At 41.7% G+C, this 13,356-nt stretch carries 14 protein-coding genes and 1 tRNA gene; all 15 read right to left on the minus strand.

The annotated features are described in order from the left end of the window. Positions 1-106: 106 nt before the first annotated feature. A tRNA-Arg gene (locus tag HSISS2_RS03960) sits at positions 107-178 on the minus strand. Between the two features lie 50 nt (positions 179-228). Continuing rightward, the gene (rplS, locus tag HSISS2_RS03965) at positions 229-576 is read right to left on the minus strand and encodes a 50S ribosomal protein L19 (RefSeq protein WP_002883489.1); all 348 of its coding nucleotides are present in this window, start codon (positions 574-576) and stop codon (positions 229-231) included. 127 nt (positions 577-703) lie between these two features. Beyond that, positions 704-1,930 carry a voltage-gated chloride channel family protein gene (locus HSISS2_RS03970; protein WP_021145511.1) on the minus strand — a complete coding sequence of 409 codons (1,227 nt, stop codon included), beginning with the start codon at positions 1,928-1,930 and terminating at the stop codon, positions 704-706. A 9-nt stretch (positions 1,931-1,939) separates the two neighbouring features. After that, positions 1,940-2,212 (minus strand): chorismate mutase, encoded by a 273-nt coding sequence (locus HSISS2_RS03975; protein WP_021145512.1) that lies wholly within the window; start codon positions 2,210-2,212, stop codon positions 1,940-1,942. 73 nt (positions 2,213-2,285) lie between these two features. Next, complete coding sequence (locus HSISS2_RS03980) at positions 2,286-3,821, minus strand: ClC family H(+)/Cl(-) exchange transporter (protein WP_021145513.1); 1,536 nt, start codon at positions 3,819-3,821, stop codon at positions 2,286-2,288. A 51-nt stretch (positions 3,822-3,872) separates the two neighbouring features. After that, a complete protein-coding gene (locus tag HSISS2_RS03985) occupies positions 3,873-4,316 on the minus strand; it encodes a flavodoxin (RefSeq protein WP_002888085.1) in 444 nt (147 codons plus the stop codon). Positions 4,317-4,684: 368 nt separating this feature from the next. After that, positions 4,685-5,056 carry a hypothetical protein gene (locus HSISS2_RS03990; protein WP_042766985.1) on the minus strand — a complete coding sequence of 124 codons (372 nt, stop codon included), beginning with the start codon at positions 5,054-5,056 and terminating at the stop codon, positions 4,685-4,687. An 11-nt stretch (positions 5,057-5,067) separates the two neighbouring features. Then, positions 5,068-5,787 (minus strand): matrixin family metalloprotease, encoded by a 720-nt coding sequence (locus tag HSISS2_RS03995; protein WP_021145514.1) that lies wholly within the window; start codon positions 5,785-5,787, stop codon positions 5,068-5,070. Positions 5,788-5,906: 119 nt separating this feature from the next. Further along, on the minus strand, positions 5,907-6,689 hold the full coding sequence (locus HSISS2_RS04000; protein WP_021145515.1) for an alpha/beta hydrolase family protein: 783 nt from the start codon (positions 6,687-6,689) through the stop codon (positions 5,907-5,909). A 134-nt stretch (positions 6,690-6,823) separates the two neighbouring features. After that, a complete protein-coding gene (locus tag HSISS2_RS04005) occupies positions 6,824-8,485 on the minus strand; it encodes a ribonuclease J (RefSeq protein WP_021145516.1) in 1,662 nt (553 codons plus the stop codon). 178 nt (positions 8,486-8,663) lie between these two features. Beyond that, the gene (locus tag HSISS2_RS04010; protein ID WP_002883503.1) at positions 8,664-9,422 is read right to left on the minus strand and encodes an ABC transporter ATP-binding protein; all 759 of its coding nucleotides are present in this window, start codon (positions 9,420-9,422) and stop codon (positions 8,664-8,666) included. Then, the gene (locus HSISS2_RS04015) at positions 9,419-10,288 is read right to left on the minus strand and encodes an ABC transporter permease (RefSeq protein WP_002883493.1); all 870 of its coding nucleotides are present in this window, start codon (positions 10,286-10,288) and stop codon (positions 9,419-9,421) included. The genes HSISS2_RS04010 and HSISS2_RS04015 overlap by 4 nt, the downstream gene beginning before the upstream one ends. 9 nt (positions 10,289-10,297) lie before the next feature. Next, positions 10,298-11,299 (minus strand): tryptophan ABC transporter substrate-binding protein, encoded by a 1,002-nt coding sequence (gene trpX / locus HSISS2_RS04020; RefSeq protein ID WP_021145517.1) that lies wholly within the window; start codon positions 11,297-11,299, stop codon positions 10,298-10,300. Between the two features lie 135 nt (positions 11,300-11,434). Next, positions 11,435-11,656, minus strand: coding sequence for a DUF4649 family protein (locus HSISS2_RS04025; RefSeq protein WP_021145518.1), 222 nt, complete (start codon positions 11,654-11,656; stop codon positions 11,435-11,437). A 176-nt stretch (positions 11,657-11,832) separates the two neighbouring features. Continuing rightward, positions 11,833-13,356, minus strand: a 1,524-nt coding sequence (locus tag HSISS2_RS04030) for an LPXTG cell wall anchor domain-containing protein (protein ID WP_042766986.1), incomplete at its 5' end; no start/stop codon positions are given.

The raw sequence follows: 13,356 nt of genomic DNA on the forward strand, positions 1-13,356 counted from the left end.
TTTTCAAAAACACCTATCTCGCAACAGGTGTTAATCAACTTTAAATAAAATTTGGGGCAGAATGTGGACAAAACGCTTTAAAACCGCATGGTTAAAGGCTAAAAAATGTCCCCTGCCGGAATCGAACCAGCAACGACTCCTTAGGAGGGAGTTGTTATATCCATTTAACTAAGAGGACTTATGAAAAAATCTGCCACGAGGACAGATTTTTTTGTTGAAATCTGTAAATTATTTACGGATTTCTTTGATACGTGCAGCTTTACCTTGCAAAGCACGCAAGTAGTAAAGTTTAGCACGGCGGACTTTACCGTAGCGTACAACTTCAATCTTTTCAACACGTGGAGTGTGGATTGGAAAAGTACGTTCTACACCGATACCGCTTGAAATTTTACGAACTGTGTACATTTCTGAGATCCCTTGACCTTTGCGTGAAATAACTACACCTTCAAAGATCTGGATACGTTCGCGAGTTCCTTCGACAACTTTCGCGTGAACGCGAACTGTGTCACCAGGACGGAATGATGGGATGTCAGTACGAAGTTGACCTTCTGTCAAACTTTGGATCAATGGATTCATTTTTATATACTCCTATCTTACTAATCTTAAGAGCAACCTCTGTGTCTCAGCGGATTAGCCGTTATTTTTGTGTGTCCATTACACACTCTTAGTATCTTATCAAAAAATTATCAGGTTGTCTAGTATCTTATTGCATTTCTAGCATTTTTTGTTGCCCATAAATGCTCGTCTTATGATTGATGAGGTAAGCAAAAGCCATGACAATCGCATAAGGAATTGCATTGACGGGACCAAAGACTTCAATGCCAATGAAAATAGGCGCTAAAAGGGTATTGGTACTGCTACCAAAGACAGACAGATAGCCTAGACCTGCTACAAGTGGAATTGGAAGGCCTAGAACTGGTGCTAAAACAGCACCAAGACTTGCTCCGATGGCAAACAAAGGAGTTACTTCCCCTCCTTGGAAACCAAGAGATAAGGTAAAGACGGTAAGGAGCAATTTCAAGAGCCAATCCAATGGATAAATGGTACCACCACCAACACTTAAAGCAATCAAATTCGTTCCAAGACCTGTATAGCGTCCCTTCCACAAAATCAAAAGAAGACAGGTTAAGACGACACTTCCTAATAGAACACGATAATAAGGATTTGGGAGCAGACTTGCTACTTTCTTTTTAGCTAGTGACAAGAGATAAGCAAAGAGATTTCCTACTAGACCAAAGGCCAGACCTAAAAGAGCTAATTTCATAAACGTCTCAAGGTCAATAGTCAAACTTTCGGATACAAAGTGGCTAAATTTTTCAAGACCTAAGAGATGGCTTGTTGTACTAGCCACAAAAGATGCAATAAGAGTCGGTACTAAGATTGGCAGGCTTAACTGTCCTAAGGTCAAGACTTCAAGAGCAAAGAAGGTCGCGGCGATTGGTGTTTGGAAGAGCCCTCCAAACCCAGCTGCCATCCCCATGGTTAAGAAAATGCGTGAAGCATTAGGGAGCTTAAAGTAGCGACTAAAAGCATGGGAAACTGTGGCTCCGAGCTGAACAGCCACTCCCTCACGACCTGCAGATCCCCCGAATAGGTGGGTCAGCCATGTGGTCACAGTCACAAGTGGAATTAACCTTAGGGGGACTTGATCCTCCTCATTATGTCCTACCTTGAAAATCAATCCCATTCCCTGTGCTGCCTTGCCAGCAAGCTTTTGGTAAAGGTAAACTATCAAAAGGCCTGCTAAAGGAAGTGCTGGGACCAGATAAAAGATATGCTGGTCACGGTATTCCGAGAGTCCTATAAGCACGCGCCCAAAAATAGCATCAATCAGCCCAACTATCACTCCTAGAAAGACAGCATAGAGACTTAAAATCACTAAATTGGAGTATGAGAGACCTTGACTCTCACTTAATTGTCTAACTTTCATCTTAATAACCTACTTTCCTTCAATCTTGCCTGCTTGATAAGTGCGTGAATGTTTCATAATATCTGCAAAGCTAGCTACGATAGGCTCTTGGTACTCTGGATTTGCGACACTCGCTGCTACTTTATCTAGCAAGGCTTGCTCACGCTCAGGATCATAGATCGCCTTTCCAGTGCGCTGTTTAAAAGCACTAACTCGAGTTACTAATTTCATACGTTCTTCCAACAAGGCCACAATCTCATTATCAACTGTGTCAATCTGTTGGCGAATCTCATTTAAGTCCATACTGACCTCCTTTTTTCTCTTCATTATAACAAAAATGACCTGAGGACAAAAGAGCCTCAAGCCATTGAATTGCTTATAAAAAGAGTTTTCTTACCTGACTGATATTACTTTCATTAACAACCAAATATAAGGTTGCTCCTGCTTTTAGACGTGTGTCTCCACGAACAACCTCAGACTGGTCTTGAAAAATCTGAGTGGAAATCAAAACCCCGTCAGGTAAGGTTAAATCCTTAACCAATCGACCAGCTAAACTATCTGTAACTGGTAAATCAATCATCGTCGGTATATTATCAACTTGTTTTAGTTCGTGGGCAATCAGATTGTGAAGCATGGCTTCATAGACGGGTTCTCCTCCCATGAAATCCATGACAAGATAGGCAATCAGGGTCACAACTCCAATTGTCATCAATTGGTGAAGGTCACCCACCATCTCAGTCACTAAAATCATAGCAGTTAGCGGTGCCTTAGATACTGCACCAAAATAACCAGCCATACCAAGAATGATAAAAATAGGGAACTGACTGACTTGTAAGAATCCTATATTTTCAAAAGCTGCTGCAAAAACACTACCAGAAAGAGCACCTAGAGTCAAAATCGGCAAGAAAATCCCACCAGGAAATCCTGAACCAAAGGACAACATACTCCAAACAAAGCGAATAGCCAAATAGATGATAGCCACAGTTAGTGCAGGATGTAAACCATTTAGAGCAAGAATCAATTCATTCCCACCGCCTAAAAGATGTGGAAAATAAAGACCAATAGGAACGATAAACAGAACTGCCAAAAGGCCATGAAAATAAGATGGCAAGTGGAAGATTTTCCCTAACACTTGGTAGACCTTACCAATACGTAAGACAACCCACTCATAACCGTATCCAAGCACACCTAGAAAAATCCCCAAGACAATAAGAATCCAATAATCTTTCAAAGGAAATACGGGTAATTTTTCTGTCATAGCAAGAACCGGAACCTGGCCAAAGATCCGTAAGGAAACAGCATTAGCCACTAAAGATGCCGTTAAAGCTGTCACCCAAACATGACGCGAGAAATGATGATAGACTTCTTCGACAACAAACAAAAGACCAGCAATCGGGGCATTGAAGGCTGCTGACAAACCCGCGGCAGCCCCTGCAGCAATCAAGACACGCTGATCACGGGCTGAAAGTTTGAGGCCTTTGGACAAACCTTTCGCCGTCATAGCTCCCAACTGAATACTCGGTCCTTCACGTCCCAACATCAGACCCATTGAAATGCCAAGAACACCACCTAGGAATTTACGCCATAAAACAGACCACCAAGACGGATGTAAGAGCCCCATCAGTTCCCCTTCAACATGGGGAATACCTGAACCTTTAATATCTTTTTCTTGTTTTATGAGATAACCAATCAAAATGGCTAATATCAAATTGACAAGGACAATTCCTAAAATAAGGACTGGATGGTTCAGGGCGTCTTGGTAAATAGATACCGAGATTTGGGCCCCTTTAGCAATTAACCAACGAAAGAGGCTAACGACTGCACCTGCAGCTACACCGACCAAGAGTCCTCGCCAAACAGACCAAAGAAGATGTTGAGATTGCGTCCTAAAATCTCTTTCTATTTCATTCATAAAAACTCCAAATTTGACTACAATAAAAGCAGAAATAACTCTGCTTGTTCCCTATGCTAATGCCTCTGAAATTTTTTCAGCGAAAGCTTCTAGGTTCTCAATATCTTCATCTTCAGCAGAGAGATCAACTTTTACACTGTCCGCACCTTTAGTCGCACCTGTAAAAGTAAATTGATTTTCAAACTCATCTACTGAATGACAGAAATAATCGTAGAAGGTATCTCCTGAACCTACAACACCGAAAATCTTGCCTGACAAGTCAAGGTCAGCCAAATCTTCGTAAAAGTCAACGATTTCATCCGGCAACTCTCCATCACCATAAGTGTAAGTTGCAACAATACAGATATCCGCATCTTCAAAATCAGCGGCATCAACCGTTGTACACTCGTCTACATCAACAGTGTGACCCAATTCTTCCAATTTTTTGGCAACAATATCTGCGATTTCTTCCGTGTTACCGGTCATACTGGCATAAACGATTTTTGCTAAAGCCATAATGTCCTCCAAATTAATAAATTAGCTATATTATACCATATTTTTAAAGAAAATGAACGGGCTAATGAATCAAAAAACTGCCCTGATGGGCAGTTTTAAATTGACATTAATTCTTCTTTTTAGACTTTTCTTAGGTGAGTGCGGACGCTAGCGACTTCCTTCGGAATTCCATAGCTAAGTTTTGAGCCTAGTGTCTCAAAACTTCCGAGTGCCTAAAGCTTTTAAACTTTAGGCACTTTTCTCACAACGAAAAGTCTTGGCTACAGCTCGTTCTGAAATTATTAAAGGAACTATCTCATTTCATCTACAGAAAATAGTCTATGTTTTGATAGCCAAGTCACTTGTTAGAGGAAACTAAAACTGCCCTACTAGGACAGTTTCAAATTTTGTAATAATTCAAAGTGTCGGTAGACTAACCATAGGCCCACACCAATTAACAGAATAAAAATCACTGCTCTCATCAAACCTCTAAGAAAGGTCACAAGCCAAGTTAGAAGCATGGAGGTAATCAACCAAGTCCAACCCGAGGTACCGTATAGTGTTTGAATACTCTCCATAGAATGACGAGTCACTATTTTAAGCCAGTCGGGAATATAGAGCCAAATACCATCTCCTGACAAACCTAAGCGGTGTGCAATCATAGTTCCCGTTGTTTGCAACCAAGTAAAGACCCCGGCATTAAATAGAAAGAGAAAGGTCTGCATGGGATAACGTCTGGCAAAGCGTTTTAGAAGGCGCATCACAAGTCTCCTTAATTAGCATAAAGAGCATGAACCCGATCAATATCGGTCTGTTGAATACCGTAATAAGACCCTGCTGACTGCATGACTGAGGCCTTAGAATCATCGTGGTCTAAGCCAATGGCATGGCCCAATTCATGTTCAGCTGTATTGACAATACGTTTATGGGTATAGCCGAAATCAGGGTTCAAAAGGAAATAACGATTGAGTTTGACTTCCACATGGGTAATCCGATTGGTCACAACATTGGTCTGACTATCTGCTAGACCCGCTGCCTGTGAATTAGCATCCGAATAGTCTGTCGCTACGATGTCAGCTTTTGAGGCATCATCTGTAAAGGTAAAGATAAAAGCTCCTGTATTATTCCAATTTGTGATAGCCTCCTTATATGCAGCTACCAAGGTTTCATCTGTTGACTGAATATAGATGCTGGCTGTATTTTGTGCCCATCTTGCTCCGTTAGACTCAGGAATTGTATCTGTTGTTGAGAGATTGGATACTGATTTTTCAACATCATTGGTACTTTTACCACTAAAACCTAACTCAACTTGTCGAAAGGCTTGATTAATATTGGTAGCTAGTGTGCTTTGAGAGTTGTTTGCATAATAGATAAGTCCGTAACCAACTAAGGCTAGGATAAGGGCAAGTTTAAATAGGCCCCAAATGAGATTCCAAATAAATTGTAACATGAGTTTGGGAATACGGTAGATTACTCTAACGAATTTTTTCATTATTGAGCCTCCTTTTCGAAGCTTCCCCTAGTATATCAAGCTCTAATAGTTCTGACAAGTAAAAAATATAAGTTTAAGCTTTTATCATCTCTTTGACAAGATGTTACAAGATTGACCCATTAAGACAAACGTTCTTCTTTAACGTAATCAATTGGCAACCATTCTAGGTAAGCTTCCAATTGTTTTTCCCAATAATACCATTCATGTCTTCCATGGTCTGTATGGTAGTCAATATCTAAGCCAAGAGCCTTCAAATCAGCAACTGCTTGATCTTGAGAATCAAAAAGGAAATCCTCCAGTCCACACCAAGCAAAGAATTTGGTTTTCTTGTCATGTTGTTTAGCTAGATTCACCAGTTTGTGTTGCGCAATGTCTTTTCCTTTCAAATCGCCAAAAACACCTTGCCAGTATGCCTTAGACTCACTGGTCTCATCTGTCATTATCTCTGCTGATAAACCAAGAGCACCCGAGAATGAACCTGCACAAGCAAAATGATTGGTCGTTAAGGCTAGTTTGAAAGAGCCATAGCCACCCATAGAAAGCCCAGCGATAAAAGTCTTTTCACGCTTTTTCGTCATACTTGGGAAGAAACGTTGCATGACTTGAGGAAGCTCCTTAGCAATGGCATCGTAATACTTAACCCCGTAATTGGTATTTGTATACCAGCCATTTTCAGAATTAGGCATAATAACAATGAGATTAGTCTTACGAAGGAGACGCTGAATATTGGTACGGAAGGCCCAAGAATTATGATTGCCCCCCATGCCATGAAGGAGATAGAGAACTGGGATGTCCGTATCACTTTCCGTTTCAGCAATCTGATCACGATCTGGATAGATGACATCCACTTGGCGGTATTGTCCTAGAACATCTGATGAGTATTCAATTTGAAAAAAAGCCATTTGTTTTTCCTTTCTTAATGTTAGAAAAGCTGGGACACCCCCAGCTTTTGATTTTAGAACAAAGTCTTGTTAAAACTTTCCTCAATGTCTATGGTGCAAGCGACACGCTCACACTCTTATGTTTTAGTCAGTTATTAGCGGACTTCCATGACAACTGGAAGGATAGCTGGGCGACGTTTGGTTTGGTCGAAGAGGAACTTAGCCACATCGTCTCGGACAGCACCTTTAAGTTCACCCCAGTCGAAGCTGTCTCCTGCCAAGTAATTTTCAACGGTAGCATTAACAATGTCAGCAGCCTCACGGAGAATATCACGGCTCTTCTTCACATAAACGAACCCACGTGTATTCACACGCGCTTTAGAGACAATCTTACGTTCCTTCTTGTTAACAGTGATAGCTACGATAAAGATACCATCTTCAGACAAGACCTTACGGTCACGAAGGACGATATTACCCACATCACCAATGGCATTACCATCAATCATAACATCACCAGCTGGGACAGCTCCTTCATGAAGGAAACCTTGATCCTCAGACAAGTGCATGATATCACCACGTTTGACAATGTAGATATTCTCAGGAAGAAGACCAACTTCCAAAGCCAACTCAGCATGAGCTTGAAGGTCACGATACTCACCTTGGATAGGGAATAGATACTGTGGGCGAAGAAGGTTAATCATGAGTTGAAGTTCACGGGCGTTGGCATGTCCAGACACTCGCAGACTTTGCGTAATCATCTTAACAGAGCCACCAGCCTTATAAATAGCATTGTTGACACGTGCTACTATTGCTTCTTTGGCAATACTTGGTGTGGTTACGATATAAACCAAATCGCCTTCTTTTATTTGAACGTAGCGGTGACGACCAACAGCCATCTTTTGAAGGCCATCAATAGGTTCACCCATACGACCATTTTCAAGGATAATCAACTCGTGATCTTCAAACTTGTCCATATCTTTAGGTTTGACAATCAGTTTTTCATGATTAACGGTCAATTTTTTAAGACGTATGGCTGTACGGACAATATTTTCAACGTCAAAACCCGTAAGGACAACACGACGTCCATGGTCAGCTGCTGAGTCAAAGACTTGTTGGATACGAACCAAGTTTGAGGCAACAGCAGCAATAATCACACGGCCTTCAGCATCGGCAATAACTTGGTCAATTTCTTGGCCAACTTCTGCTTCAGAAGCTGTTTGTTCAGTACTTGTCGCATTTGCTGAGTCTGACAAGAGGGCCAAAACACCTTCACGTCCGATTTCAGCCAAACGACCTAAATCAGTTTTGTAGTAAGGACGGGCAGCTTGGTCAAACTTGAAGTCACCTGTATAGACAATATTGCCTTGGTCAGTGCCAAGAACAATCCCCATTGATTCTGGAATTGAGTGAGTTGTTTTGAAGAATGAGACTTCAGCATCCTCAAATTCAATTTCAGTTTCTGCGTCAATAACATGGAAATTATTGAATTTCTTAACGCCAGCATTCTTGACAAAAAGTTTAGCTAACTCGATTGTGAGTGATGATCCAAAGACTGGTGCTTTGACTTCTTGCAAGATATAAGGTAGGGCACCAATGGCATCGGCGTGTCCGTGAGTTAAGAAAATCCCTTGGATACGATCTCTATTTTCAATCAAGTAATCTAAGTTAGGGATGACAAAGTCAACACCAAGTTGTTCATTTTCAGGATACTTTAGACCAGCATCCAAGATAAAGATAGAGTCGTTAATCTCAACAATATAGAGGTTCTTAGCATTTTCACGGACTCCACCTAGGGCAATAATTTTAATATCGCTCATGCTTGTTTTTCTCCTTTTAGTTTGACTCTCTTCTAGAGCCTATTTTTACAGACGGTCCAAGAAGCTGAACGTTCGTGCGAACAGTCTCCTTGTCGATTTACAGGCCACAACAAAAAGTTGCATACCCTTTAAGTATACAACTTTTTGGCTTATTTTACAATTTAGAGTCAGACTAGGCTTACTCAAACATAGCGTAATAGTCTGTGATATCCAATTGACCTTTTTCTTCCTTGGTAAGGTCTTTAATGATTTGACCATCCTTCATAACGATCAAACGATTGCCATATTTTAGGGCATCTTCCATGTGATGGGTAATCATCAAGGCTGTAAGATGGTCGCCCGTCACAAACTCATCAGTCAACTCCATGAGGGCTACACTGGTCTTGGGATCCAGGGCTGCGGTGTGCTCGTCTAAGAGCAAGAGCTCAGGACGTTTAAGTGTCGCCATCAACAGACTGAGAGCCTGACGCTGACCACCTGAAAGGAGACCTGCTGGTGTATCTAAGTGTTTTTCTAAACCATTACTGATACGTTCAATCAGACCTTGAAATTCCTCTGTGTAGAGATGAATTTGGCGTGATTTAAGACCTCGTTTTTCGCCACGGTATTTGGCAATCAAAAGATTTTCTGCAACCGTCATACGAGGAGCTGTTCCCATTTTAGGATCTTGGAAGACCCGTGAGAGGTACTTGGCACGTTTCTCAGCAGGCAGAGCCGTAACATCCTCACCCATGATAAAAATCTGACCACTGGTCAACATGAGGGTCCCTGCAATGACATTGAAGAGGGTTGATTTTCCGGCACCATTTCCACCAAGAATGGTAATAAAATCACCTTCTCTAATGGTAAGATTGACATGGTCCAGGATGGTTTTTTCGGTATCAAAACCATTATTAACCTTAACAGTCGCATCTTTAAGTTCTACAATAGCTGTCATCGTGATAAGGTCACCCCCTTAAAGAATTTTCGGCGTAGGACAGGCGAGATCAAGCAAATAGCCAGAACGATCGCACTAAAGAGTTTGAGGTAGTTCGTGTTAAAGCCAAGAGCGATAACTGCTGTCAAAAGGAACTGATAGAGGATTGAACCAATACAGATGGCAATCAAACGTTCCAACAGAGTCAAGTTAGTCGCATAGAGGACCTCACCAATGATGATGCTGGCAAGACCAATGACGATAACACCAATACCTTTAGAAACATCGGCATAACCGTCCTGTTGGCTAATCAAGGCGCCTGAGAGGGCAATGATACCGTTTGAGATAACAAGACCCATCACTTCCATATTGTCTGTGTTGATACCAAAAGATTTGGCCATGTCTCTATTATCACCTGTGGCAATATATGCTTGTCCTAGGCGCGTGTTAAGAAAGGCAATCAAGGCAGTGATAACAATGGTCACAGCAATGAGACCAACAATCAAGAGGTTGTAGTCCTTGCTGAAAGGAAGTAAATCTTGAATAGTCTTAATATCAAGAAGTCCTAGGTTGGCCCTTCCCATAATCATAAGCATGACTGAGTTAAGAGAAGTCATGACCAAAATCCCCGCCAAAATAGTAGGAATTTCTCCCTTAGTATAGAGGAGACCAGTCACAAGTCCAGCACCACAGCCGGCCAAAACAGCAACCAAGGTTGCTAAAATTGGGTTCCAACCAAAGTTCATAAGAGTTACTGCTACTGCCCCACCAAGAGGAAAGGAACCTTCTGTTGTCAAATCAGGAAAATCCAAAATACGGAAAGTCATGTAAATCCCAAGACCTAGGATTCCGTATAGAAGCCCCTGATAAATAGATGAAATAATCATAAGTCCTCCTTATTTATCAGCTTTAACAGCGATGTCTGACTGTTTAAGCACATCGTCAGGGATGGTGATGTTGAGGTCTTGAGCAACTTTAAGGTTGAGCGTTGGAGTACCATCATCAATAACATCAACTGGGATATCCTTAACTTTCTTACCTTTAAGAACCTTAACAGCACTACGAGCTGTGGCTTTTCCAAGTTCATATTGGCTTTGAGCAACTGAGGCCAAACCGCCCTCTTTCACCATAGTATCGACAGTCGTATAAACTGGAATCTTAGCTTGGTTGGCTGATGAGATTACTGTTGAAAAGGCTGAGGCAATGGTATTATCTTGTGGCGTCCAGATAGCATCTACCTTACCAGTCATGACTGACATGGTTGTATTGATTTCATTGGTTGATGGTACGGCATACTCGACCACATTTAGGCCATCTTTTTCAGCGAATTTCTTAAAGCTCTCAACCTGTGATTTGGAATTATCCTCGCTTGAAGCGTAGAGAATACCAATTGTCTTAGCATTTGGTGTCAATGATTTGACCAATTCTACTGTCTGCTTAATCGGCACTTGGTTAGAGGTACCAGTGACATTGCCTTCTGGATGCTTGAGGTCCTTAACCAATTTGGCCCCAACAGGGTCTGAGATAGCTCCCATAATGACTGGAATGTCCTTGGTAGCTGCCGCTAGCCCTTGTGCGGCTGGCGTTGCAATACCGATAACGACATCATTCTTGTCATTGACCAATTGTTTAGACATGGTTTGAATTTTAGACTGGTCTCCTTCGGCATTTAGGAGGGTGATTTTAACCTTGTCTCCCTTATAACCAGCTTCCTTAAGACCATCCTCAATTCCCTTCTCGATTTGATCCAGGGCATCGTGAGTCACGAACTGGAGGATTCCTACTTTGACGACCTTATTAACATCTTGGTGCTCTTTTTTGAAAAGATCTGTACCAATAGAACCGAGCGTCAAGATAGCTAAGAAAACCAAAGTCCAAATTAAACGCTTGTTTTTCATATGTGTCTCCTTCTATAAATTCTTCCTTTCTATTGTAAGTCATTTTCAGTCAATTAGCAATATTCTTAATTTATAAAAATTACCTTTCTCAAAGAAAAAGAATCAGAACACGATGTCTGATTCTTTTTCCTATTATTACTGATATTGTGCCAAGTCTAGCTTCATAATATAAAAGTAAAGGTCGCCATATTGTCCTTTGTAGCCAATATCATGTCCGTTTATCGTCACCTTAGTGACTGGCGTTGAATCAGGAAGTTCAATCCAACAGGCCTGCTGCGCTCGTACAAACTCATTGTAATTTTCATAAGAAACATGTTTTTCTTGCTTAGCTGTATTTAGATAAGTGACTTCAATCATAGATAGACCTCCTTTATTTAACTTCTAGCTTACGCTTCTAGGAGGGAAAAGTCAACTTTGACGACTTGAAATAAAAGCTTACAAGAGCATACAAATAGCCCTCCTGTCATTTGACAGGAGAGCTATTTTTGCTTTGACTTCGAAAAACCTTGATATCTTTACGAACAAAGCTTATTTTAGCGTTTACGACGTTTAGTGCCGTAAAGTCCAAATCCTGCAAGAAGACTTGCTAAACCAAAGATTGCAAGGTTTGAATCTTCACTACCAGTTTTTGGAAGTTGAGCATTTTCATCAGTTGGATTGATGAAGCTTGCTTCTTCTTTTGTTTCTGGAAGAACAGATTCTTCTGGTTTTGCTTGTGGAGTTGGCTGTGGCTCTGGTGTCGGTGTTGAATCCGGCACTGGTGTTGGAGTCACGGTCTTCTTGTAGATGTGTTGGGTATTACCATATTCATCTACAACTGTCTTCACAAATTCATAACCTGGAATGTCTTTCTTAGGTTGTTGGCCTTCTTCTGTTGGGTAACCTGGAATTGGAGTGCCTTTTTCGTCCACATAAGAAGTTGTCACTTTTTCGTAGACGTGTTCGAAATCACCATTTGGCAATTTCTTGGTTTCGACGAAGCGGTAACCAGAAATCTCAGCTTTTGGTTGTTCACCATCAAGAGCCGGATATCCTGGGATTTCCTTGCCTTCTTTGTCCACAAACTTAGTGATTGGACGTACAGTTGGTGTGTAGGTTGCAGAAGCTTTGGTTCCATTCACATCTTCACGAACCACTGTTACTGCTGGTGCAGTTCCTGTGAATTCAGCTTCTGGTGTGAAGGTTACAGTACCGTCTGCTGCTACTGTGTAGGTACCAACACCTGGGATAGTCTTGGTTGTTGAGCCATCGTCAAAGGTTGCTGGAACCTTGTCATTCATTGGAACACGGCTATCGCCTTCGGTAAAGACTGGTTTACCTGTTTGGGTTTGGCCCTTGTTTCCAATTGAAGTTGTAGATTCTGCTGTTGGAGTTACTGGTGTCACAGTTGGGGTGTAAGTTGCAGTAACTGGGGTACCGTTCTTATCTACCCGTTTGACTGTTACGCCTGTACCTGTTCCTGTGAATGATTTTTCTGGAACGAAGGTCACGGTTCCATCTGGAGCAACTGTGTATGTTCCTTCACCTGGAATGGTCTTCGTAGTTGAACCATCTTCAAAGGTTGCTGGAACATCATCATCCATTGGGATTGCAGGGTTACCAGGTGTGAAGCTTGGTGTACCACTTTGTGTTTGACCTTGGATATCTGTAGATGTTGCAGGATCAGCAGTTGGTACAACTGGCGTAATCTTAGGTGTATAAGTTGTTTCAGTTGGTGTGCCATTTGTATCTTTAGCTTGTACCTTAACTGGAACCACTTCTCCTGAGTAAGATTTATCAGTCGGTGTGAAGGTTACAACGCCTGTAGTCTTATCAACTGTGTAAGTACCGATTTCTTTACCTTCTGGTGACTTAGCAATGACTGAAGCAGCTGGTTGGCCGTTTTCATCAAGGAGAGTAATGGTATCCTTGTCGATTGGGGCAGCAGGATCACCTTCGGTGAAGGTTACAGTTCCCGTTTGAACAACACCTTGAGGACCAGTTGATTCTGCTGGTGTCGCTGTTGGTGTCACAGGAGTCACAGTTGGGGTGTAGGTTGCAGTAACTGGGGTACCGTT

It is taken from the genome of Streptococcus sp. HSISS2 (genome assembly GCF_000448665.1).
Classification (GTDB): domain Bacteria; phylum Bacillota; class Bacilli; order Lactobacillales; family Streptococcaceae; genus Streptococcus; species Streptococcus raffinosi.

Bases quoted from the DNA above. Each gene is read 5' to 3' on its own strand.
- HSISS2_RS03980 (WP_021145513.1), bottom strand. From the start codon at position 3,821: ATGAATGAAATAGAAAGAGATTTTAGGACGCAATCTCAACATCTTCTT.
- HSISS2_RS03970 (WP_021145511.1), bottom strand. From the start codon at position 1,930: ATGAAAGTTAGACAATTAAGTGAGAGTCAAGGTCTCTCATACTCCAAT.
- HSISS2_RS03995 (WP_021145514.1), bottom strand. From the start codon at position 5,787: ATGAAAAAATTCGTTAGAGTAATCTACCGTATTCCCAAACTCATGTTA.
- HSISS2_RS04000 (WP_021145515.1), bottom strand. From the start codon at position 6,689: ATGGCTTTTTTTCAAATTGAATACTCATCAGATGTTCTAGGACAATAC.
- HSISS2_RS03985 (WP_002888085.1), bottom strand. From the start codon at position 4,316: ATGGCTTTAGCAAAAATCGTTTATGCCAGTATGACCGGTAACACGGAA.
- HSISS2_RS04005 (WP_021145516.1), bottom strand. From the start codon at position 8,485: ATGAGCGATATTAAAATTATTGCCCTAGGTGGAGTCCGTGAAAATGCT.
- trpX (WP_021145517.1), bottom strand. From the start codon at position 11,299: ATGAAAAACAAGCGTTTAATTTGGACTTTGGTTTTCTTAGCTATCTTG.
- rplS (WP_002883489.1), bottom strand. From the start codon at position 576: ATGAATCCATTGATCCAAAGTTTGACAGAAGGTCAACTTCGTACTGAC.
- HSISS2_RS04010 (WP_002883503.1), bottom strand. From the start codon at position 9,422: ATGACAGCTATTGTAGAACTTAAAGATGCGACTGTTAAGGTTAATAAT.
- HSISS2_RS03990 (WP_042766985.1), bottom strand. From the start codon at position 5,056: ATGCGCCTTCTAAAACGCTTTGCCAGACGTTATCCCATGCAGACCTTT.
- HSISS2_RS03975 (WP_021145512.1), bottom strand. From the start codon at position 2,212: ATGGACTTAAATGAGATTCGCCAACAGATTGACACAGTTGATAATGAG.
- HSISS2_RS04015 (WP_002883493.1), bottom strand. From the start codon at position 10,288: ATGATTATTTCATCTATTTATCAGGGGCTTCTATACGGAATCCTAGGT.
- HSISS2_RS04025 (WP_021145518.1), bottom strand. From the start codon at position 11,656: ATGATTGAAGTCACTTATCTAAATACAGCTAAGCAAGAAAAACATGTT.